The organism is Micromonospora sonneratiae (genome assembly GCF_042679305.1).
Taxonomy (GTDB): domain Bacteria; phylum Actinomycetota; class Actinomycetes; order Mycobacteriales; family Micromonosporaceae; genus Micromonospora_H; species Micromonospora_H sonneratiae.
In genome coordinates this window covers 103,704-124,753 of the sequence record NZ_JBHTMP010000006.1, presented here as the reverse complement: position 1 = coordinate 124,753, position 21,050 = coordinate 103,704, and the positions used below count along the sequence as shown (strand labels likewise).

The window sequence follows — 21,050 nt, the reverse complement described above, 5'->3', positions numbered from 1 at the left end:
CGCCCGGTTGGTCTACGCTCCGTGCGCACTCAACCAGGAAGGTGATGTCTGCGATGAGCTGGCTTGCGGTGACCGACGGCTACGAGGTCACCCTGGACTCCGGAAAAGTGTTGTGTCGCAACGCCTCGGGCAAGGTGCTCCGCTCGCTGCCACCCCGCATTCGGGACCATTCGGTCACGCTCGGGCTGCGCCAGCTTGCCGAGTGGCTCGGTCGACACGAAACACAGTGCCGGATCGAGGTCGAACGGTGGATGGTGCGCTCGCTGCCGGTGCCCGCCACGTTGCTGGCCGAGCTGTGGCCGGACGAAGCCTGGCGCACCACCCTCGCCGACCTGGTGGTCGCACCGTTGGACGACGCCGGCCACTGGGACCCGGACGAGGTCGGGCTGCTGCGTGACGCCGGACCGGACGGCATCGGTGTGGTCAACCTCGATGGCGAAAGTGTCCGGCTGACCGCCGACCGTGTGCTCATCCCGCACCCCGTACTCCTGGCCGACCTCGACGACCTCCGCGAGTTCGCGGCGGACCTCGACGTACGCCAGTCCGTCGGGCAGCTGTTCCGGGAGACCTGGGTCCGCCCGGCCGACCTGCCCCCGGAGCGCACCAACATCAGCGAGTACTCCGACGGCAAGTTCGAGCAGCTGCGCCACCTGCTGGGCCGGGCCACCTCGCTCGGTTATCCGGTACGCGGTGGCTACGCCGTCTGCCGGATCTTCGAGGCCGGCCAGCAGATCGAGGCACGCTACTGGGTCGGTGCCGACGATCCCAGCTACGAGACCGAAACCGGAGACCTGGTCTTCACCAACCCGGAGGGGCGGACGCTGCCCCTGGCCCAGGTGGGTCCGGTGGCGTGGTCCGAGGGCATGCGTATGGCGGCTGTGCTCTACGCCGGGCGGGTCGTACCGACGAACGAGGAGGAAAAGTGAGCCAGCAGACTGTGGACGGCATGACGACCGATCTGGCGAACGCCCTGCTCGACGCGGGAGCCGTACTGCCCACCCACGTTTCGTCCGGCGACGACGACACCGTGGACGTCCTGACCGCCCGGGCCTACCGGCATCCGGTACTGGGTGAACGGACCGTGGTCCGGCTGGTGCCCCGGGCACTCGGTGAAGCCGACGACCTGACCATGGACTTCCTGGGTTTCGCCCGCCCCGAGCGGGTGGTCGAGGTCGGCCAGGTCCGGCAGCAGGCACTGGGCTTCCCCGCCTGGGCACTGGTCAACGACCCGGCCAACGGTCACCACGCGCTGGCCCTGGTCAAGGAGATGGAACGGCTCGCCCGGAAGGCGAAGTCCCGCATCGGACCGGCGAAGGAAGGCTTCGACGCACTGGGCGAGCAACTGGCCAGGGCGGTTCCGCACTTCCTCCCCACCTACTACGAGCAGGCGGGGCGAGCCTTCCTGGCTGCCGACAGCAGCAGCTACGCGGCGATGATGTTCGGCAAGGCCCGCGAGGCCGAACAGGTCTACGGGCTCGACGTGGACCCGGAACGCCAGCACGCGGTGTTCCTGGAGTTCGCCCTGGCCGGGGCGCTCAGCGCCAAGGCGCTCAGCGCACATGCCCGGGACCTGGCCACCCGGTGTGCACCTGACGTCGCCTACGAACGGTTCCGCCGCCTCTGCGTGGAACGGACCCTGGGCGGGCTGCCGCCGTACGCGGCGATGCCCACCGACCTGCGTCGGCTGGCCAAGAAGGCCAAGCTCGACCAGACCGAGGCCGACGAGCGACTGATCGCGGACATCGTCGCCGCACCGGCCCTGCTGCTGGCACCGGAGTCGTTCTGGACCGCCTACCGCGCGCCGCTGGCCGGGCTCGCCCGTCGCCAACCCCAGCTGCGGGGCCGGCTGCTCGGGATGCTGCCCGAGAACTGCTCGTCAGAGGCCTGGCTGACCGTCCTGACCGAGGCTGGGGCCACCGAGGCGCTCTACGCACCGGCCGACACGGTTGCCGAGGAGACCGCCTCCCCGGACGGGCCCGCCGGCTGGCTCAGTCGGTTCGCCAACCAGCGGGCCCGCCGCTACCGACGGGACGAGCCCCGCCTACCGGCGCTGCTGGCGTTGGTTGAGCAGATGGTGGACCGCCTGGTCGCCGACGGCGCTCCGCTGACCCTGACCAGACACGACCTCGACCTGGACCTGGTCGACCTCTGTCTGGCCCGGGGTGTCCAGGTCGCGCTTCCCGAGCACGGCAGCATCAACCTGCCGGTCGGGTCCTGGTTGAAGGACCAGATCCCGGGCCGACGTGACCTCCTGGCACTCGCCGCGGATCCCCGCTTCGCCACACGGCTGGGCGACGCCGTCGAGGAGGTGCTGGCCTCCAGGTCGCGGTACGGCCAGCAGCCCGATGCGCAGCTCCTGCGGGACGTCACCGCCGTACCCGGTCTGACCGAGGCCCTGCGGGGCTGGTGGTCCCGGCTCGCCGACCGGGTAACCGGGGCGGGACTGCCCGAGATCCACCACCAGTTGGGCCGGCTGGCGCCGGTGAGCTACCCGGAGACGTTCGCGGTGAACCCGGACGCGGCCCGGCGCATCGCCGACCACAGCCTGACTCCGCTGCTCGGTCGTACGCTGCGCGCCGGTCTACTCGACGAGTACGGCTGGCCGGCACTGGAGCAGGCCGCCGCGCGCCTCGACGAGATCGCTTCGGCGAAGGACGAGGACAGCACCCACCTCATCCCACAGTGGCCGTACCTGATCGTCCAGCGTGGCCGGCTGGTCCTGGTCGTCGGGCACGACGGCATCGTCATGGAGCACCTGTTGCGGGTGCCGGCCAAGTATCTGCAGTACTACTGGAACCTGCGGCTGCGTTACGTCGACGACCAACTGCTGGTCGGCTACGGCTGGGGATCCGATTCCTGGGCCTACTGGAGCGGCAACCCGGACGACCCGTTCCAACTGGGTGACGGTGCCTTCCAGAACCCCGGCCAGTCGCTGGCACTACCCGGTGGTGGACGGACCTCCGGTGGGCGGCCGTTCCTGGTCGGTGACCACTCCGAGCAGCACGTGGGACGGGTCGTCACCGACGGGCGGTCGTACTGGGTGCTCACCAGGGTCGACGACCGTCAGGTCTGGCACGAGTACGACCCGGCCACCGGTGAGCGGGGGCGGGCGAGCCTGCCGTCGTTCTTCGAGGACGGTGCGGTCGACGGCAGCTGGCTGGCGAACGAGGCCAGCAGCCTGCGGACCGCGCCGGACGGGCTGGCGGACAGCCCGCTGGGCATCCGGGACAGGCTGGTCGGCTGGCGGTTGCGGGTCACCCCACAGGACGTCGAGTACGGCCAGTCGGTGGACGGCCGGGCATTCCGGCTGAGCCGGAAGGACGGCTCCCACCGGAATCTGGTCGGGGCGATCCGCTTCCCTGGCTCCGACCTGGACCACGGGGTGATCTGGCGCTCGCAGTGGCGCAGCTCCGAAGCCACGGTCATCACACCGGACGGCCTGGCGACCGGGAAGTACGACGTCGGGGTGCACACCGGCCCGTTCGCGGCGGGTACCAGCCTGGTTCCGCCCGTGAGCTTCTGGCACTACCTGCGTCCGCGTGACCTGCCGGGCTCGACAGCGCTGCGCGCCCTCACCGATGCTCAGGCCGACGAGTTGCTGACGGAAGCGACCGAACTGACCGGACCGACCGACGGCCTGGCCGAGGAGTCCGACGTCCGGGAACTGGTCGCCCGGACGCTGCCGCAGCTCACCGACCCGGCCCTGATCGCGGGGGTCGCCGGAGTGGTGCGGCTGGCGGCCGGACACGCTCGCCGGCTGCGGTCCTTCGCCTCGGCACTCGACGGTCAGGCCGTGGTCGTGCCAGCGACGGTCGAGCAGGGACCGCAACTGGTCGCCGACGAATTGATCAATGCTGCGGTCGGTGACCTGCTGAACAGCTGCTGGAACCGGCGGGACAGCGCGGCGCGGCTCTTCCTCCTCCTCGGCAGGGCAGTCAGCTGCGCACCCGATTCGTCGACGGCGGACCGGGGTTGGCGGCTGCGCACCTCGATCCTGGCCCCGGAGGATCCATCCCACCCGACCGAGACACCGGAGAGCGACGAGGTGCTCGACAGGGTGGACCGGGACTGGCTCGATCTGCTCGGCATGCTGCCGGCGGTGCTCTACCGGGCCGCATCTCCGCAGCTCACCCGCGTCCACCGGGACGCGCTGCTGGAGCTGCTCGACATCTGTGTCGACAGTGGCCTGTTCACCCCGGGGGCCCGGGCGAGACGGCTCACACTCATCGCGGACGCCGTACCCACCGTCCAGCGCGGAGACGTGGTCGAGGTCGGGCAGCGTCGCCTGTTCATCCTGCGCGTGGACGTCCGCGACAACGAGGTCTACGCCCTGGACTACGCCCCGGATGGCGTGTTCGGTCCGGTACCCCACGCTCGGATCACGGGCGAGACCGTACTGGAACTCGGCACGGTGTCACCCGAGCTGCTGGCGGCCTTCGTCAGTGCGATCCGCACGAACGGGCCCGTCCCATGGCGTCCCGAGCTGGTCGGGAAGCTCTCCGTCGAGGTCGGGATGAGCCGTGCCGAGGCAGTGCACCTGATCTCCGGTCTACCCACCGGTCAGTCGACCTCCGACGAGGATGCCGGGCCGGACTCCACCCCGCTGGCTGAGCTGGGAATCACGTCGACCGAGCTGAACACGGCCCGGCAGACGTGGGGACAGCACTCCCGCGCGGCACGGCGGAGGTTCCTCGGCATGCTGCTGCCGGCCGAAGTCCAGACGCTGTGGACCGATGGCCCGTGCCTGGACCAGCTGCGCGCCCACTGGATCGAACGGTACGGCCACCGCACACCGGTCGCCGACGAGCTGATCGTCGCCCTGGACCGGGCCGGCGCAGCCGCGCCGATGGGCAGCTCCGAGTTCCTGCACGGGATCGCCGCCCCGGAGACGTGCCGGTGGCTCAACCACACGCAGCGTGCCGACGAGGACGGCGTCGGGGCGGAATCCATGATGATCGCAATCGCCCGGGCGGTGCCATGGCTGGCCTACCACCTCCCGGCCAACCACGCACTCCGGGCCGGACTACCGAAGGCGGTCTCACTGCTCCGGCAGCGACTGGCCGACCCCGAGCTGAGGCTCCGGGTCGGGTACCTCGATCAGGGCAAGATCGAGAAATTGGCCGCCCTGCTCGGTGTCACGGCGGTGACCGACCCGTCCGGCAGCATCACCGTCGGCCCGCTGTTCTTCCCGCCGGACACGGGTTGGCGAGTGGTCGACCTGCGGCCGGCGGCGTTGACCGGGGCCGAGGATCCGCTTCTCGGCGTCGTGACCTCCCGGCTGAGCAGCGCCAACCCCAGAACCGTCGAAGCACTGCGGCTCGTACTCGGCAACCGGATCGACACCATGCTGGACGCCGACCCGACGACGGAAGGGGCCGTCGAAGCACCGCACGACCCGTCCCGGTCGGTGCCGGAACTGGTCACGGAGGTCGCCACGACACACGGCCTGACCGCCGACGCTGCCACCCTCTACCTGCAACTGCTGGCCCTGCCCAATCCCACCGACCGCAACGTGGCCGGCTGGACCGGGTGGAAACCCGCCCGGCTCAAGGCCGCCCGGGCGGCACTGGCCGCCACCGACCTGGTGGTCGAGGCGAAACGCAGCCGGGCCGGCCGGTCGCTGTTCCTTCCCGGCGGGTGGTTGGCGCTGAAGAGCCCGCACCTGCCGGTGGAACGCTGGAAGATCCCGCTGCTTACCCTCGATGCCGACGGCGGCACCGCCCTCGACATCGTCCTGCCGATCGCCCCGGCACCACGGCTGTTCGTCATGGCCTGGGACCGGGTCCGCAACGGTGACGCACCCCGGTTCGATGAACTCGTCACAGAGAGGCGCCGATGAGCACCACCCATCAGGCCACCACCCCGGCGGCCGTACCCGCCCCCCGTCGGCAGGTCGACCCGGCCGAACACGCCTACGCCGAGGAACTGGCCTTCCTCGCCGCGTACGACGACGGCCCACGGCCACCCGGTTGGCGGCTCACGCCCCGCGCGGTGGTCACCTTCATCACCGGTAGCGACGGCCAGGAACTCCGCCTGCCCAAGGCGGCCCGTCAGGACGGGCTGCCCGACCGGCGGGTGATCCCCGGCAAGTTCGTCGGCGAACGGGCCCTGGTCGAGCGGTGTGTGGTCACTCTCGCCGGCGAGCGGGGGCTCCTGCTCGTCGGCGAGCCCGGTACCGCCAAGTCGATGCTCTCCGAGCTGCTGTCGGCCGCGGTCTGCGGTACCAGTGAACTGGTCGTGCAGGGCACCGCCGGCACCACCGAGGACCAGCTCAAGTACGGCTGGAACTACGCCATGCTGCTGGCCCAGGGCCCTGGTCCGGCAGCCCTGGTGCCGTCGCCGGTGCTGACCGCGATGCGCACCGGGGCGGTTGCCCGGGTCGAGGAGATCACCCGCTGTCTGCCGGAGGTGCAGGACGCGCTGGTGTCGATCCTGTCCGACCGGCGGATAGCCGTACCGGAGCTGGCCGGGACACCGGATGCGACCGTACCCGCCGCGCCGGGCTTCACCGTGATCGCTACCGCGAACCTGCGGGACCGTGGGGTGTCGGAGATGTCGGCCGCCCTCAAACGGCGGTTCAACTTCGAGACGGTCGGGCCGATCCCCGACATCGACGCCGAGACCGCGTTGGTGAAACGGCAGGCCAATGCCGCCCTGGCCCGGGTGCAACGGCCGTTCGAGGTGGACGACGCGGTGCTGGAGGTGCTGGTCACCGCGTTTCGTGACCTGCGCGAGGGACGGTCGGTGGAGGGCTGGGACGTCGAGCGTCCGTCAACGGTGATGAGCACTGCGGAGGCGGTGGCGGTGGCCACCTCCCTCGGTCTGGCCGCCACCTACTTCCCGGGTGACCGGGACGTGCTCTCGCTCGTGCCGGGTCACCTGCTTGGAGTGGTACGCAAGGACGATCCGGCTGACGGGGCGAAGCTGCTCGGCTACTGGGACAGTTCGGTACGTCGGCGGGCGGAGGACGGCGCACGGACGTGGCGACGCCTCTGGGAGTTGCGCGATGTCCTCACCGGCTGACCTCGCGGATCCGAGCCGCGCAGTCGAGGAGTTGGCCAGCAGGCGGGTGCCGTACCTGATCGGGGTACGGCACCACTCCCCCGCGCTGGCCGCAGTGCTGCCGCGCCTGCTCGACGAGTTCGCGCCCGAGGTGCTGCTGCTGGAGCTGCCGGCGGAGTTCGACCGCTGGCTCCCCTGGCTGGCCGACCCGGCGACCGTGGCACCCGTCGCCCTGGCCGGTGTGTTACCGGGTGGGAACGGCCCGGCCTTCTATCCGTTCGCCGACTTCTCACCGGAGCTGGCTGCCGTACGTTGGGCGGCCCGCGCAGGTGTACCGGTGGTGCCCTGCGACATGCCGTTGGCCGCCCCGGGTTGGTCGGCCGCTGCTCCCGGGCCGTCCGGTGTCGGACGTGGCCCCGCCGCCGTGTCGTTCGGCGGGGCCCTGCGGGCGGCCGGGACCGGTCGGTCCAATGAGGACATGTGGGACCGGATGGTCGAGGCCCGGGCCCCCGGCTCCGATCCTGAGGCGGTACGCCGGGCGGCGTTGCTCGTCGGCTGGGCGCTGCGCCGCGATGCCGAGGAGGATGGCGGGGTTGAGCCCCGTGACCTGCGGCGCGAGGCGTGGATGCGGCTCCGGCTCCGTGAGGCGGGCGATCGGCGGGTGGCGGCGGTGGTCGGCGCGTTCCACGCTCCCGCGCTGCTGTCCGTGGCCGACGAGCCCTCGCCGGCTCCGGTCGGCACTGGCGACGAGGTGGCCACCTCCCTGGTCCCGTACGGCTTCGCGCTGCTCGATGCCCGCTCCGGTTATCCCGCCGGCATCCGGGACCCACAGTGGCAGCAGGCGGTGTTCACGGCCGACGGCGACCCCACCCGCGTGGAGTCGGCGGCGCTGGAGTCCGTCGTACGGATCTGCGCGGAGGTGCGGTCCGCCGGTCACCCGGCCGGACCGGCGGAGGCCCGGGAGGCGACCCGGCTGGCCACCGACCTGGCCCGGCTGCGCGGGCTGCCCGCCCCTGGCCGGGGCGAGCTGGTCGAAGCGTTGCAGACCGTCCTCGCCCACGGGGAGGTACTGGGTCGGGGCCGGATGGTGGCCCGGGCGATGGAACGCATCCTGGTGGGTGACCGACGCGGTGCCCTCGCCCCGGGAACGCCGCGCTCCGGACTCGGCCCGGCGGTGGCACACCTGGTTGCTGACCTGCGGCTACCGGGACCAGGGCAGCCCGCCCGGGAGGTACGCCTCGATCCACTGCGCTCCGAACTGGACCGGCGGCGCGAGACCGCGTTGCACCAGCTGGCCGCCTGTGAGGTGGGGTACGGCGAGTACGTCGCCACCGAGGGGGTCGGCGGGGTGGACGCGTTGACCTCCCGCTGGCGGTTGCGTTGGTCGCCGGAGACCGACGCCATGCTGGACATCGTCGGCCTGCACGGGGTGACCCTGCCGCAGGCCACCGAGGGGGTGCTACGGGAGCGTCGTCGACGTTCGTCAGCCGACGGCGGGCCGACCGCCGGTGAGGTGATCAAGGGCCTGGCCACGGCCGCCGAGTGCGGGCTGGAAACCCTGGCCGCCGAGCGGCTGGCCGAGCTTGCGACGGTGGTGCCGGCCAGCGGCACTCTGGCCGAGACGGTCACCGCGCTCGGGCTTCTGGACCGGCTGCGCAGCGGCCACATTCCCGGTCTCCCCGCGCCCGACAACGGTTCACCTGACAACGGTTCACCCGACACTGATTCACTCGACACCGTGCCGTCGGACGGAAGGACGGCACCCGCTGAGTCGGCCGACACGGAAGCCCATCCGGTCGTCCGGGCGGGTGCGGTTGCGGAGTTGTTGGAGTCGTCGGCCGTACGTCAGCTCGACGGCCTGACCGGGGCGACCGAGGTCGCCGATGCCGAGGCCCTCGCCGTTCTGGCCCGGCGGGCCGAGACGACCCGGATAGGTCTTCGGCTGGGCGCTGCCCTGGACCGGCTCACCAGCGAGGGCACGCCGCTGATCTCGGCTGCTGCCGGCGCGGCCCAGGTGCTGCTCGACCGCTGGGAGCCGGCGACCCTGGCCGCCCGGATCGCCTCCCGCCTGGACAACGCGACCGATCCGGAACGTCGGCGGCACCTTCAGGAGTACCTGACCGGGCTGCTGGCCGCTGCCGAACCACTGCTGCATGCGGGTGGCCCCGCCCTCGACGCTCTGCTCGATCGGGTCGAGAGCCTGTCCGACCAGGACTTCCTTACCCGACTGCCGGCGCTGCGGGGCGGTTTCCACACGGCCAGCCCGGCCGCTCGGGAACGGCTGCTGACGATCGTCGACGCACGGCTGAACGACGGCGACGCACCGACGGAGATCGGCACGGTCGATGATCCCGACCTGCTGCTGTCCCGTCTGCTGGCCGATCGGGCCGGCCGCCGGGCACTGTCCGCGTTCGGTCTCGACGGGGTGATCGACGGCACGGCCACAGGCACCGAACCGACAGTAGCCGACAGTGACTCGTCGACTACGGTCGAGCCGACGGCTTCGGCCATTGCCTCTCCGGGCGGGACGCCCTCCGCCGAGAAGACGGGCGATGCGCCCGTACCGGTGTCTGCGGGGACCACGGACCGCGTCCGCGAGCTGCGCCCGGCGGACCGCTGGCGGCTCGTGCTCGGACGCCAGCCGGAGTGCCTGACCGGAACCGCCGCCCGCTATGCCACCGCGTTGGACGAACTCTACGGCGCTGGCCGGGGTGAGGGAGCCCAGGCGGAGCGGGTGGGCCGGGCCGGACGGGAAGCGCCCTACCCCGGCGTACGGGAGTGGGCCGAGGAACTCAACGCGCTCTTCGGGCCCGGGGTACGGGAGGAGGTGCTGGCCCGCGCGGTGGAGGCTGGCCGGCTCGAGGCGGCGATCCAACTGGACCCGGATGCGGTCCGCCCCTCGGTGGAACTGCTCCGCAACGTGCTCTCCCTCGCCGGCGGCCTGTCGGAGACCGCCCTGGCCCGGCTGCGACCCCTGGTGGCACGGATCGTGACGGAACTGACCAGGGCACTGGCCACCCGGCTGCGGCCGGCGTTGACCGGGCTGACCAACCCCCGCCCGACGTATCGTCCGGGCGGGCCGCTCGATCTGCCCCGCACCCTGCGGGCCAACCTGTCGCACATCCACCGCGACAGCGACGGGCGGGTGGTCGTGGTGCCGGAACGACCGGTCTTCGCCACCCGGGCCCGACGTAGCGTCGACTGGCGTCTGATCCTGGTGGTGGACGTGTCCGGCTCGATGGAGGCATCGGTGATCTGGTCGGCCCTGACCGGAGCCGTACTCGCCGGGGTGCCCGCGCTCACCACCCACTTCGTGGCGTTCTCCACCGAGGTGGTGGACCTGACCGACCGGGTGCACGATCCGCTCGGACTGCTCCTGGAGGTCCGGGTCGGCGGTGGCACCCACATCGCGGCCGGCCTACGCCACGCCCGGTCGCTGGTGACGGTCCCGAGCCGCACGCTGGTGGCGGTGGTCAGCGACTTCGAGGAAGGCTATCCGGTGAGCGGTCTACTCAACGAGGTGCGGGCCCTGGTCGAGTCCGGGTGCACGCTGCTGGGCTGCGCCAGCCTGGACGACGACGGTCGCCCCCGGTACTCCGTCGGGGTCGCCGGCCAACTGGTGGCCGCCGGGATGCCGGTCGCCGCGCTGAGCCCGCTCGAGCTGGCCCGCTGGGTCGCGGACCAGGTGAGCAACCGATGACCGCCGCCCTGCCTCCGGTGGCACCGCTGCTCGTCGCCGAGGCCGTCGACCTGCTGCCCAACCGGCTGCGTAAGAAACTGGACGCGATGGTGGAGCGGGCCGGTGAATGGCCGGTCACGGCGACATCGGACGGCTTCACGGTACGGGTGGATGACGCGACCACCGTCACGCTGCTGGTGACCGGCGGTACGGTGACGAACTCCGCCGGGGCCACCTGTAGTTGTCTGTTGGCCCCGGCCTGTCTGCACCGTGCTGCCGTGCTCTCCCTGGCTCCGGTGGACGACCGTACGGGTCCCGGTGGCACCACCCCGGAAACGCCGCCGTCGACCGACGGTGCTTCGCCGCTGGCGGAACCAACCACGGTGGCCACCGTCCCGCTGTCCGATCCGGGCCCGGTGCCGGCTACCGGTTCCGACGTGGCGCCGCAGCTCACCTCCCGCCAGCGCGACGCCGCTCGCGGGCTGTGGCAGGCTGGCGTGGCGATCCTGACGGCCGGCGTCGCCGGTGCCGGCGCGGTGCTGCGTTCCGAACTGCTCAGAGCCACCCATGAAGCGCGGGCCAACGGGCTGTACCGGGCTGCCGAGGCCGGCCGGATCGTGGCCTCACTGTTGCAGGCGGCCCGCACCGGCCAGGCCAACTATCGGCTGGCAGACCTGACTGACGAGGTACGCAACCTGCTCGCCCTGGCCCACCGGCTCAGTGCCCCGCAACTGCCCACACAGACCGTCGGCGATCTGCTGGGCAGGGCCCGCCGGACGTACGAGGTGCAGGGCAGCCTGCGTCTCTACGGCCTGTGCACGGTACCGGTGGTCGCCGACTCCGGCTATGCCGGCACGACCACCTACCTGAGTGACCGTGACGGTCGTCTCTGGATGGCCACGGACATCGCTCCCGGCGGCGTGGGCCGCGCCGCCAGCACGGGCAGCACGGCCGTGCCGCTCGGGACGACGGCCGTCACCCATCGCGAACTGTCCCGTGCCGGCCTGGTCGTCTCCGGGGCCACCGCCGCGACGACCGGCCAACTGGGCGGCGGTGCCTCGGTCCGCGCCGTACGGGCAGCCGGGGTCCGGTGGACGGAGGAGCCGCTGGCGCAACTGTGGCACGAGCCGCTGGCCAACCAGATAAGCCGGACGTTCTCCGCACTGGCGAAACCGGTGCAGGAACGTCGGGCCGGCGCGAACCTGCTGTTCCTGTCGGTACGGGTGATCGGGCCGACCGACGACGGGGTGCTGGCGTCCACCTCCGACGGGACGGTCCTGACGTTGACCGTCGGAGCGGATCACGCCGAACTGCCGTACCGGGAGAATCTGCGTCTGCTGGGCGACTGCCCGGACCTGGATCTGCTGCTCATCGGCGAGCCGGTGCCGGCTCGGCGGGCCACGGTGCAGGCCCTCGCCGTGGGGATCGCCGATGCCGGTGCAGCTGACACTGCTCGGCTCTCCCTGCCGGAGCGGTGGGGTGACCATGTGGATCTCGGCTACGACCGGTTGCACCGCAGTCAGCTACCGAACGGTGGCGGGGCCGCCGTTGACGTACCGACCAACGATCTGGTCGCCGTCCCGGATGGCGGCAGTCGACCGGACACCTCCGGTGACCCGGTCCTACAGCTACTGCGTCGACACGTCGAACGGGTGGTGGCCGGTGGCCGGGCCGTAGAGGCACTGGCTGCCTCGGACGGACAGCGAATGCGCCGGGCACGGTTCGACACGGGCGCTGAACTGCTGGACTCGTTGTTGGCGGCAGCGCGTAACCGTTCCCGGGACGTGTTCGGGCGGCTGGCCAGCCACGACGGCAGCCGGTTCGCCGAGGCCTGGTTGGCGTTGGCCGTCTACGAGGCGGCGGCGAGCAGTGCCCTGAGTGAACTGTCCTGGCTGCCGACGGCGCTGACCAGCCTCGCCGGCGACCTGGACGGGCGGACGCTGGTCGGCTGAGCACCGACCGGGGCGATGGATGGTGGCGGTAGGGGCTGGGGACGGCCGTCCTGGTGGCGGTAGCGGGCTCGGGGCAGCCACTCGAATCGCCGGCGGGGGCGACCGGGTAACTCCCGGGTCGGCCCCGCCGTGGTCCGGGCCGTGCCCTGGCCGTAGGGGGTGTACTGGTCACCCCTACGGCCAGGGCATCACGAAGTGACGGCTTGACATTATATAACTACGCCCTGAAATAATGGCGCGGTGCACGCCTTCGACGTCCTCGGTGATCCGGTCCGACGCCGAATCCTCGAACTACTGGCCGAAGGCGAGCAGTCGGCCGGCGACATCGGAGCGGTGATCCAGCGGGAGTTCAAGATCTCGCAGCCCGGGGTCTCGCAACATCTTCGCGTGCTACGCGAAAACGGCTTCACCACCGTCCGTCCGGAGGGCACACGACGCATGTATGCGGTCGATCCCACCCCCCTCCAGGAGATCGACCAGTGGCTCGAACGCTACCGACAGTTCTGGCGGCAACGCCTCGACGCCCTGGAGACCGAACTGGTTCGAGGCCGGCGGGAGCGCCGTACCGCAACTGGCACGACCAGCTCCGCCGAGCAGCACCCCGACAAGGATGCACCCCGTCACCGGGCCGGCTGACCTCCGTTGGGTGGACGACGGCCGCTGCTGCAGGTCACCCGGCAGAAGGGCCCCGACCCGGCCCAGACCCCTCGTCGCGGCGCAGAACTAACCGCCTTGCTCTGCCGTGTCGATCCGCGACCGCCCCGTTCGACCTATGAGTGAGAGGGTCGGAAGGCGACCCCGAAGTCAAGGAGATCGAAGATGGCGAAGTACATGCTGATCATGCGCGGCACGGACGAGTCGATGGCGAAGATGATGGAGACGCCCTTCGAGCAGATGCTCGAAACGGTGGGTCGCTTCAACGAGGAGATGATCCGGGCCGGCGTGCTGGTCGCTGCCGAGGGCCTGGACGACCCGGCCCAGGGTGTGGTGGTCGACTTCAGCGGTGAGACGCCGGTGGTCACCGACGGTCCGTACGGCGAGACGAAGGAGCTGTTCGGGGGCTTCTACGTGATCGATGTGGCCTCGAAGGAGGAGGCGGTCGAATGGGCCAAGCGAATTCCGGCGATGGCCGGCGCGAAATGCGAGATCCGCCGGGTGCCGAGCATCGACGAGTTCCCGCAGGACAACGAGTGGATCATCAAGGAGCGGGCATGGCGCGAGCGGACCGGCCAGCTCTGATGTCCACCGCCACCGACGGCCCGCCGAGCACCGAGTCGGCGCGGCGGGCCGTCGAGGCCGTCTGGCGGATCGAGTCCGCACGGATCGTCGGTGCGCTCGCCCGCTACACCGGGGACTTCGAACTCGCCGAGGACGTGGCGCAGGAGGCGGTGGCGGAGGCCCTCGCCACCTGGTCGCGCGACGGGGCGCCGACCAACCCGGTGGGCTGGCTGCTCACGACCGCCCGACGCCGTGCCATCGACAGCTTCCGTCGCCGGTCCGCACTCGACCAGCGGTACGCCATGCTGGCCGGCCAACTTGCCGAAGGCCAGGCCTACTCGGGTGCGGTGCCCCTGCGGGACCGGTCGGACGACCTGCCCTGGGACCCCGACCGGGTCGACGACGACGTGCTCGCGCTGATGTTCGTGGCGTGCCATCCCGTACTCTCGCCCGAGGCCCGCGTCGCCCTTACGCTGCGCGTGGTCGGCGGCCTGGCCAGCGAAGAGATCGCCCGGGCGTTCCTCGTGCCGGTGCCGACGGTCCAGGCACGGATCACGCGGGCGAAGAAGACGATCGCCGCAGCGGGGGTGCCGTTCGAGCTGCCGCCAGCCGAGCAACGACGCGAGCGGCTCGGTGGCGTCCTGAGCGTGCTCTACGTGATCTTCACGGAGGGTTCGACGGCGACGACCGGCGACCGCCTGCTGCGTTCCGACCTCGCGTACGAGGCGATCCGGCTGGCGCGGATGCTGGCCGCGTTGCTGCCGGATGAACCGGAGGTATCCGGGCTGCTCGCCCTGTTCGAGCTCACGGCCGCACGCTTCCCCGCCCGCACCGGACCCGACGGCGAGGCGGTGCTCCTGGAGGACCAGGATCGACGGCTGTGGGACCGGTCGGCGATCCGGCGCGGGCTGGCCGCGATCGGCCGGGCATCGGGTGTCGGGCGCGGCCTCGGACCGTACGGACTACAGGCAGCGATCGCCGCCTGCCACGCGTCGGCACCCTCCGTACGGGAGACCGACTGGGAGCGCATCGTGCTCCTCTACGAGGCGCTCGGCCGGGTGGCGCCCTCCCCCGTCGTCGAACTCAACCGGGCTGTCGCCGTAGCAATGGCGGACGGACCACAGCAGGCGCTGGCCATCGTCGACGAGTTGGTCGCCACCGACCGGCTGTCGGGGTCGTACCTGCTCCCGAGTGTGCGTGGCGAACTGCTGGCACGGCTCGGCCGGACCACCGAGGCACGGGCCGAGTTGGAGCTCGCCGCCCGACTGTGCCGGAATGTCCGCGAGCGTTCGGTACTGCTACGCAAGGCGGGTGGGCTCCCACAGCCAGCGGATCCGCGAGACACGGCCGGAGACACGCCCTGAGCTCTGGTGTAGGCGGCGACGGACCGGGATCCTGGCTGGATGGAGCATGGTGAGCTCTCCGCCGAGTTGATCGAGCGGATGGACCGGGACCAGCTGGCGCGGGCCGAGTTGGTCCGCGGCTTGACCGGGCGGACCGTCCACGACGAGGTCTGGGCCAGGGTGTGCGATATCGACATCGACAACACGGCCTGGTTCGCGGGGGTGCTCGACCGACACGGTTGGCCCCGACGCAGCGAGGTGGGTGCCGACGCCTCCACCGCCGCCTGGCTGATCGCGCAACACGCCGACCTCGATCCGGAGTTCCAACGCCGGTGCCTGCGCCTGCTCGAACAGGCGGTACACGACGGCGAGGCGCAGCCGTCCCACCTGGCCTACCTGACCGACCGGGTGCTCCGGGCCCAGGACAGGCCACAGCTGTACGGCACGCAGTTCTGGTACGAGGACGACGGGTCGCTCCAGCCACAGCCGATAGCGGACCCTGAACACCTCGACGAACGACGCCACAGCGTCGGGCTCGGGCCCTTCGCCGAGCACGTGAGCCAGATACGCCAGCGCGAGTCCGACGACCGGACCGACGACGAGACCGGGGGTAGGAGTTCATCGGGAACCGGATCGCTGCCAACGTCGTCCTAGCGGCGTACGGAGTGGAAGACTGCCGGTCGAGGAGTGGTATGCGCGCGATCCTCAGGGGGCTCGCCGTGGTGACGGCCCTGGCCGGGCTGGTCGCCTGCGGGGGTGCGCCCAGGGCCGACGAGCAGACGATCGGCGGTCCGCAGGCCCAGCCACGCAGCCCGGTGACCGGTACGCCGGCCGTCCGGTCCGGGTGGACATCCTGTGAGGTGGACGCGCCGATGGAGTTGAGTGTGCCTCCGTCGGACGCCCTGATCCTGCCGCGCCTCGGCACCGGTTTCGCGGCCACGGTCGCGGTCCACTGCCAGCTCGGGCCGAAGCGACGTGCCGACGGCGGTCAGGACCTGGTCCTCACCGAGGGCCGGGCCACCGACCTGACGGCGCTGCTGGCCGCACTACGCCTGCCCGACGAGCAGCCCACCAACGGTGCCTGCACCCTGGAAATGCCATGGGTACCGAACCTGCTGCTGTTCGACGCACAGGGCCGATGGATCCGACCGGGGATCCCGGTGAACGGCTGTGGCAAGCCGCGTCCCGAGGTGCAGGAGGCGGTACGTGGCCTGCGGCTGACCACCGTGACGGAGAAGGTGGTCCGGGAGATCGAGTCGTCCGGGGCAGCCCTGTCCGGGTGCGGCCAGGAGTTGTCGGACATGGTGGCGACCGAGACCGGGGATTCGGCCTCCGGCGCGCGACCGGGCCGGGTGGCGCTGCCGTTCTCGGCCACGGCGCAGCTGCGGCTGTGCGTGTTCCGGGTACCGGCGGAGCAGCGGGGAACAGCCAAGCCCGTCGGCACCTTCGAGTACGGCCTGCTCCTCCCGGAGCAGCGACGAAGGACCGTAGAGCGGGCGTTGGCGGCGCTGCCGCCAGCGAAGGAATGCTCGGGCGCAGCGGACCGGTTCGCCATGCTGCGGGCCGCCGACGGTACGGGCGGGGAGATCTACGTCGAACTCGACCACTGCCGGCGGGTCATGACGCGTCCGTTGTCCGGCCCGCCGGTCCTGGCCCAGGCTGACGACGCGCTCGTCGAACTTCTCGGAAGATGACGTTCCCTCTTTCCCGACGAGGAGAGAACGTCCGTCAGAACGGCTGCCTGTCGAGGAGCCGGTGGGCTACGGTCTGTGCCTGCGGTTCAGGTACCTGCGGTTCAAGTATCAGGACTCGAGATCGGCCCACGGGTCGTCATTCCCCCAGACCCCCTGGGGCGGTGCCGCTCCGTCGGACGTGTCGTGAAGCAGGATGGTGAACCATGCCTTCAGCCCACGCGGGTTGTCCAGGTGCAGCGCCCAGGGAACATCGTGCAGAGCGTCGTACATCTCCGGTGTGGCCAGATCGGTGACGGCGTCGACCAGTGCGGGCGGCGGCGGCGCGGTGGTCAGGCAGGGCCAGGCGATGACAGCACCGAGTCGTACGCCGGCAGGTTGCGTCGGATCGGACCACAGGGTCCGGGTCCATTCGAGGGCTGTATCGGTCTGGGTAAGCTCGCGCGCATGTTGCGCGACCGCAAGGACCAGGCCGATCTGTAGGGTGGCGTCGGTCTCGGCCGACAGCCGGGCACGCAGCGCGTCGGTGATGGCATCTCCGCCGGGAAGGGCAGCGGCCAGCGCGTACGCGGCACGGCCACGTACCCGTGGGTCGGGATCGCGGAGCAGGCCGATCAGCGATGCGGCATGTGCTGCGATCGCGTTACGTGAGGCTTCGATCGACCAGTTGGCCAGGTAGCCGGAGACATCGAAGCGCGGCTCGGGATCGGTCACCAGCAACAGTTCCGTACGGCCCTCCCTACCCCAGTAGTTGCGCCGGGCGATGTCAGCGGCCAGCCGCAGCAACTCGTCGCGGTGGTGCACCGTCGGATCCGCCGCCATTCGTAGTAGGAACGGCACGGCAAGGGCACCTGCGGCGGTCGTCTGGCCCTGATGGCGAACGCTGCCGTACAACTCGCGCAAGGTCATACGTACGATCTCGGCATCGCCGCCGGTCAGCTGCTGCAGCAGGTTCGGGACGTCGTTCGCACGACCGTACGCGTGGCACACCTCCGACCACGCGACATCATCGATGGCAGTGTGCCGTTGAACGATGTGCGCAACGGCCCTCCGTACGTCGAAATCGGGCCCGATCTCTGGTTCGTCACTCATGCGGCGTCCATCGGGGTCAGCTGACGGTGGGGCTGCGGCGTTCCAGCAGGATGACGTCACGCCAGCGTCCATGGTGGCGGCCGACGCGTTCCCGGGTGCCAATGACGCGGAAGCCGCACCGCTGGTGCAGGGCGAGACTGGCGGGGTTCTCGGGAAAGATGCCGGACTGGATGGTCCAGATTCCGGCGGCTTCGGTAGAGGCGATCAGGGCTTGCAGCAGGGCACGGCCGATACCCTGCCCGCCGTGGTCGGGGTGCACGTAGACGGAGTGCTCCACGACACCGGCGTAGACGGGCCGGGCAGATACCGGTGAGCAGGCGATCCATCCGGTGACAATGCCCTCGACGGTGCAGGCGACGTACCGGTGTTCGGGTAGTTTCCCCGCGTCGAAGGCAGCCCAGGTGGGCGGTTCGGTCTCGAAGGTGGCGTTTCCGCTCGCGATGCCTCGGGCGAAGATGGCCAGCACCTGGTCCGCGTGTGCCGACGTCATCGGGGTCACCCGGATATCGAGTGGTGACTTGTTCATCTGGTCACTTCCGCGCTGGTGGAACGCCTGCCACTGCCAACCCTAGACAGCGTACGTAGACCAGGGGACGCGAGTACTGGCACGTCGAGCAACGGCGGCGACCGTAGCGCGGTCACCGGTGGCACAGCTGCTCGGCTCGACGCAGCACAACTGCTCCTGGGCCTCTCCCGCCCCCACACCCCGCAGGTCGCTCATCGGACGACACGTGTAACCGCTCCAGTGCCATCGCCCTGTCGGAGGGTGCCACTACGCTCCGCCGGCATGTCGATGTGGTTGAACCTGGCCAAGATCAGCCCCAAGCTGCTGGCCATCCTCCGGGCACAGCCTGCCCTCACGGGGAAGCTGTTCTACGAGACCGACGACACCGACCCACTGGACGGGTTCGACCAGGACCGCGACGTCCTCGGCGTCGACTACCGGATCCTGAGCGCGATCGCCGAGGCCGCCGAGGAGGCCAACCCGGGTTTCACCGAGGAGCGGTCCTGGTTGTCCTACGCGGTCCAGGGCACCGACGACACCCTCGATGTCGAGTTCGGTTACGGTCCCGCGTACGTGCTCGCGCCGATGGAGGTCGAACGGTTGGCCGCCGGCATGGCCGAGGACAGCGAGGGCGTCGTTGCTGAACCCGGCGGCACCGGTACCGGAGAGGAGCCCGATGCCGATGCCGATGCCGATGCCGGTGCCGGTGCCGGTGCCGGTGAAGAGAACGAGGACGACGAGGACATCGGGAGCTTCTACGCCGCTGCTGCCCGGGAGGGCAGGGCCATCGTCATGGCCATCACCTGAGCCGGAACGCAAGGGGCCGCACACGGAGACCGGTCCACAGAATGACGACGTGGCAGTGGGGGTGCCCTCGGCGCCCGCTCGCGGGCTGATGGAGCAACGCCGAGGTCACCGGACGAACAACCTAGAGCCTGGGTACGACATCGTGTGCCACCACAGGCCAACGGGCCAGGGCCGCACCGGGTGGGCTGTAGCCGGATTTCGAACGTCCAGGATCGTGCTCGTGCCAGTACCGAGGCCGCCACCCACGCCTCCTATGGCCGGCTGATCTCCATTCGATCGAGGCTGAGCTTGGTCGCGAGAGCTTCCAACAGTTCCGCCTGCCGGTCGGGTGGGACGGGCGTGCCCAGGTTCAGCGAGATGTGCATCTCGTCGACCCCGGCGGCCCCGGCCCGGTCGAGGTCGGCTAGCACCATGTCCGTGAAGGTCGTCTCGGTCAACACGCCCTCGGGATAGCTCGGCATCGTGTTGACCACGACACGTCCGGTACCGCCGGCGTCCCGATACCAGTCGATCTTGGTACGCGTCTCGTCCCAGTCGATGGCGACGAGCACCACCCCGTCGGCGAGCTGCGCGGCCCGTTCGATGGTGCGGCGCACGAGGGCACCGAAGTACAACGGGATCGTGCCCGCGTACGGCTTCGGGCCGACCGTGGAGCGTGGAATCCGGTAGTACCGTCCGTGGAACTCGACCGGGTCCGGCGCCCAGCAGGCCCGCATCGCCGCGACGTGCTCGACGAATCCAGGCCCACGTCGGTCGACCGGTACACCGACGGCGGTGAACTCCTCCGGGATCAGGTAGGCCGTCTCGGGGGTGCCGCCTCCCCCCTGGCCGAGTCCCACGTCGAGGCGACCACGGGAGAGCTGGTCGAGCGTGGCCAGCCGGCGGGCGAGCACGATCGGCGGCTGGAAGATCGCGTTGACGATGCCGGTGCTCAACCGGATCCGCTGGGTGTGCGCAGCCGCCCAGGTCAGTAGTTCCAGCGGGTCCCAGGCGTACGACTCCGGCAGCTTCGCGTCGTTGCTCCAGTCCGACCGTACGGGCATCAGCAGCCGTTCGCTGACTGACACCGCGTGGAAGCCGAACCGTTCGGCGGCCTGCGCCACGGTCACGACAGCGTCCGGGCCGACGTACGGGCCGAAGTGCGGCAGGCTCACGCCGATTCGCGGTGTCGCCATTTCGATCCTCCGAGTGTTTGTCGCTGTGTCGTGCTCAGTCGAGCACTCCTGTCCGGAAGGTGGTCGGAGCGGCGCAAACGGTTTTGCGCCGTGATCGGATCCGATCGGCTGTCAAGAACGGCTTCCCGGCTACGACCCACTGGCGAGCAGCGCGACCGGAGCGCTGGCAGCGAGGAGATGGCATGAAGTTCATGTTGATCATGCATATGAATCCGCAGGTCTGGGACGCCCTCACCGAGGAGGAACGCAAGGAGGTGATGCGCGGACACGGCGGGTTCATCGACAGCGTCCGCTCATCCGGGGAGTTGGTCGGGACAACAGCTCTGGCGGACCCGTCCAGCAGCGCGGTCGTACGGGTTCGCGACGGGATGCCGGTGGTGACCGACGGGCCGTACCTTGAAGCCAAGGAGTACCTCGGCGGCTACTACCTGGTCGACTGCGAGAACCGCGAGCGGGCACTCGAACTGGCCGCGATGATTCCGGATGCCCGGGTCGCCGGGCTTGGCATCGAGGTCCGCCCGGTGATCTTCACAGCGGGCGCCGAGCCGGAGCTGGCCGCCGGAGAGCCGGCGTGAAGCTCCTACCG

Annotated in this window: 16 protein-coding genes; 13 read left to right on the top strand and 3 right to left on the bottom strand. The window is 70.6% G+C overall.

Going from position 1 to position 21,050, the window contains the following annotated elements:
- Positions 1–53 precede the first annotated feature (53 nt).
- From ACFQ4H_RS06085 to ACFQ4H_RS06040, 10 genes are all read left to right on the top strand, one after another.
- Positions 54–926, top strand: a complete 873-nt coding sequence (locus tag ACFQ4H_RS06085; RefSeq protein ID WP_377567869.1) for a DUF4132 domain-containing protein — start codon at positions 54–56, stop codon at positions 924–926.
- Positions 923–5,839 carry a hypothetical protein gene (locus ACFQ4H_RS06080; RefSeq protein ID WP_377567867.1) on the top strand — a complete coding sequence of 1,639 codons (4,917 nt, stop codon included), beginning with the start codon at positions 923–925 and terminating at the stop codon, positions 5,837–5,839. The genes ACFQ4H_RS06085 and ACFQ4H_RS06080 overlap by 4 nt, the downstream gene beginning before the upstream one ends.
- Complete coding sequence (locus ACFQ4H_RS06075) at positions 5,836–7,023, top strand: ATP-binding protein (RefSeq protein ID WP_377567865.1); 1,188 nt, start codon at positions 5,836–5,838, stop codon at positions 7,021–7,023. Before ACFQ4H_RS06080 ends, ACFQ4H_RS06075 begins: the two co-directional genes overlap by 4 nt.
- Positions 7,007–10,702 carry a DUF5682 family protein gene (locus tag ACFQ4H_RS06070; RefSeq protein ID WP_377567863.1) on the top strand — a complete coding sequence of 1,232 codons (3,696 nt, stop codon included), beginning with the start codon at positions 7,007–7,009 and terminating at the stop codon, positions 10,700–10,702. Before ACFQ4H_RS06075 ends, ACFQ4H_RS06070 begins: the two co-directional genes overlap by 17 nt.
- Positions 10,699–12,633 (top strand): hypothetical protein, encoded by a 1,935-nt coding sequence (locus ACFQ4H_RS06065; protein ID WP_377567861.1) that lies wholly within the window; start codon positions 10,699–10,701, stop codon positions 12,631–12,633. Before ACFQ4H_RS06070 ends, ACFQ4H_RS06065 begins: the two co-directional genes overlap by 4 nt.
- 240 nt (positions 12,634–12,873) lie before the next feature.
- Complete coding sequence (locus tag ACFQ4H_RS06060) at positions 12,874–13,269, top strand: ArsR/SmtB family transcription factor (protein ID WP_377567859.1); 396 nt, start codon at positions 12,874–12,876, stop codon at positions 13,267–13,269.
- A gap of 183 nt (positions 13,270–13,452) precedes the next feature.
- On the top strand, positions 13,453–13,872 hold the full coding sequence (locus ACFQ4H_RS06055; RefSeq protein ID WP_377567857.1) for a YciI family protein: 420 nt from the start codon (positions 13,453–13,455) through the stop codon (positions 13,870–13,872).
- Positions 13,845–15,215, top strand: coding sequence for an RNA polymerase sigma factor (locus ACFQ4H_RS06050; protein WP_377567855.1), 1,371 nt, complete (start codon positions 13,845–13,847; stop codon positions 15,213–15,215). Before ACFQ4H_RS06055 ends, ACFQ4H_RS06050 begins: the two co-directional genes overlap by 28 nt.
- Before the next feature lie 39 nt (positions 15,216–15,254).
- On the top strand, positions 15,255–15,848 hold the full coding sequence (locus tag ACFQ4H_RS06045; RefSeq protein ID WP_377567853.1) for a DUF6624 domain-containing protein: 594 nt from the start codon (positions 15,255–15,257) through the stop codon (positions 15,846–15,848).
- Positions 15,849–15,886: 38 nt separating this feature from the next.
- Positions 15,887–16,888, top strand: coding sequence for a hypothetical protein (locus tag ACFQ4H_RS06040; RefSeq protein ID WP_377567851.1), 1,002 nt, complete (start codon positions 15,887–15,889; stop codon positions 16,886–16,888).
- Between the two features lie 108 nt (positions 16,889–16,996).
- Here ACFQ4H_RS06040 and ACFQ4H_RS06035 read toward each other — a convergent pair whose 3' ends face one another.
- Positions 16,997–17,725, bottom strand: coding sequence for a hypothetical protein (locus ACFQ4H_RS06035; protein ID WP_377567849.1), 729 nt, complete (start codon positions 17,723–17,725; stop codon positions 16,997–16,999).
- A gap of 33 nt (positions 17,726–17,758) precedes the next feature.
- Between ACFQ4H_RS06035 and ACFQ4H_RS06030 the strand changes: the two genes are divergently transcribed.
- On the top strand, positions 17,759–18,001 hold the full coding sequence (locus tag ACFQ4H_RS06030) for a hypothetical protein (RefSeq protein WP_377567847.1): 243 nt from the start codon (positions 17,759–17,761) through the stop codon (positions 17,999–18,001).
- Here ACFQ4H_RS06030 and ACFQ4H_RS06025 read toward each other — a convergent pair.
- Positions 17,994–18,503 carry a GNAT family N-acetyltransferase gene (locus tag ACFQ4H_RS06025; protein ID WP_377567845.1) on the bottom strand — a complete coding sequence of 170 codons (510 nt, stop codon included), beginning with the start codon at positions 18,501–18,503 and terminating at the stop codon, positions 17,994–17,996. The genes ACFQ4H_RS06030 and ACFQ4H_RS06025 overlap by 8 nt on opposite strands.
- Before the next feature lie 261 nt (positions 18,504–18,764).
- On the opposite strand from ACFQ4H_RS06025, the gene ACFQ4H_RS06020 reads away from it, so the two are divergent.
- Positions 18,765–19,289 (top strand): hypothetical protein, encoded by a 525-nt coding sequence (locus ACFQ4H_RS06020; protein ID WP_377567843.1) that lies wholly within the window; start codon positions 18,765–18,767, stop codon positions 19,287–19,289.
- Between the two features lie 251 nt (positions 19,290–19,540).
- Here the strand turns inward: ACFQ4H_RS06020 and ACFQ4H_RS06015 are convergent, their stop codons facing one another.
- On the bottom strand, positions 19,541–20,464 hold the full coding sequence (locus tag ACFQ4H_RS06015) for a TIGR03619 family F420-dependent LLM class oxidoreductase (protein ID WP_377567841.1): 924 nt from the start codon (positions 20,462–20,464) through the stop codon (positions 19,541–19,543).
- Between the two features lie 182 nt (positions 20,465–20,646).
- Here ACFQ4H_RS06015 and ACFQ4H_RS06010 point away from each other — a divergent pair, with 182 nt between their 5' ends.
- Positions 20,647–21,039 carry a YciI family protein gene (locus ACFQ4H_RS06010; RefSeq protein WP_377567839.1) on the top strand — a complete coding sequence of 131 codons (393 nt, stop codon included), beginning with the start codon at positions 20,647–20,649 and terminating at the stop codon, positions 21,037–21,039.
- Positions 21,040–21,050: the final 11 nt, after the last annotated feature.

Coding starts and splice junctions, on each gene's coding strand:
- ACFQ4H_RS06085 (WP_377567869.1), top strand. CDS start 54: ATGAGCTGGCTTGCGGTGACCGACGGCTACGAGGTCACCCTGGACTCC.
- ACFQ4H_RS06075 (WP_377567865.1), top strand. CDS start 5,836: ATGAGCACCACCCATCAGGCCACCACCCCGGCGGCCGTACCCGCCCCC.
- ACFQ4H_RS06070 (WP_377567863.1), top strand. CDS start 7,007: ATGTCCTCACCGGCTGACCTCGCGGATCCGAGCCGCGCAGTCGAGGAG.
- ACFQ4H_RS06065 (WP_377567861.1), top strand. CDS start 10,699: ATGACCGCCGCCCTGCCTCCGGTGGCACCGCTGCTCGTCGCCGAGGCC.
- ACFQ4H_RS06055 (WP_377567857.1), top strand. CDS start 13,453: ATGGCGAAGTACATGCTGATCATGCGCGGCACGGACGAGTCGATGGCG.
- ACFQ4H_RS06050 (WP_377567855.1), top strand. CDS start 13,845: ATGGCGCGAGCGGACCGGCCAGCTCTGATGTCCACCGCCACCGACGGC.
- ACFQ4H_RS06045 (WP_377567853.1), top strand. CDS start 15,255: ATGGAGCATGGTGAGCTCTCCGCCGAGTTGATCGAGCGGATGGACCGG.
- ACFQ4H_RS06040 (WP_377567851.1), top strand. CDS start 15,887: ATGCGCGCGATCCTCAGGGGGCTCGCCGTGGTGACGGCCCTGGCCGGG.
- ACFQ4H_RS06030 (WP_377567847.1), top strand. CDS start 17,759: ATGGCGAACGCTGCCGTACAACTCGCGCAAGGTCATACGTACGATCTC.
- ACFQ4H_RS06025 (WP_377567845.1), bottom strand. CDS start 18,503: ATGAACAAGTCACCACTCGATATCCGGGTGACCCCGATGACGTCGGCA.
- ACFQ4H_RS06020 (WP_377567843.1), top strand. CDS start 18,765: ATGTCGATGTGGTTGAACCTGGCCAAGATCAGCCCCAAGCTGCTGGCC.
- ACFQ4H_RS06015 (WP_377567841.1), bottom strand. CDS start 20,464: ATGGCGACACCGCGAATCGGCGTGAGCCTGCCGCACTTCGGCCCGTAC.
- ACFQ4H_RS06010 (WP_377567839.1), top strand. CDS start 20,647: ATGAAGTTCATGTTGATCATGCATATGAATCCGCAGGTCTGGGACGCC.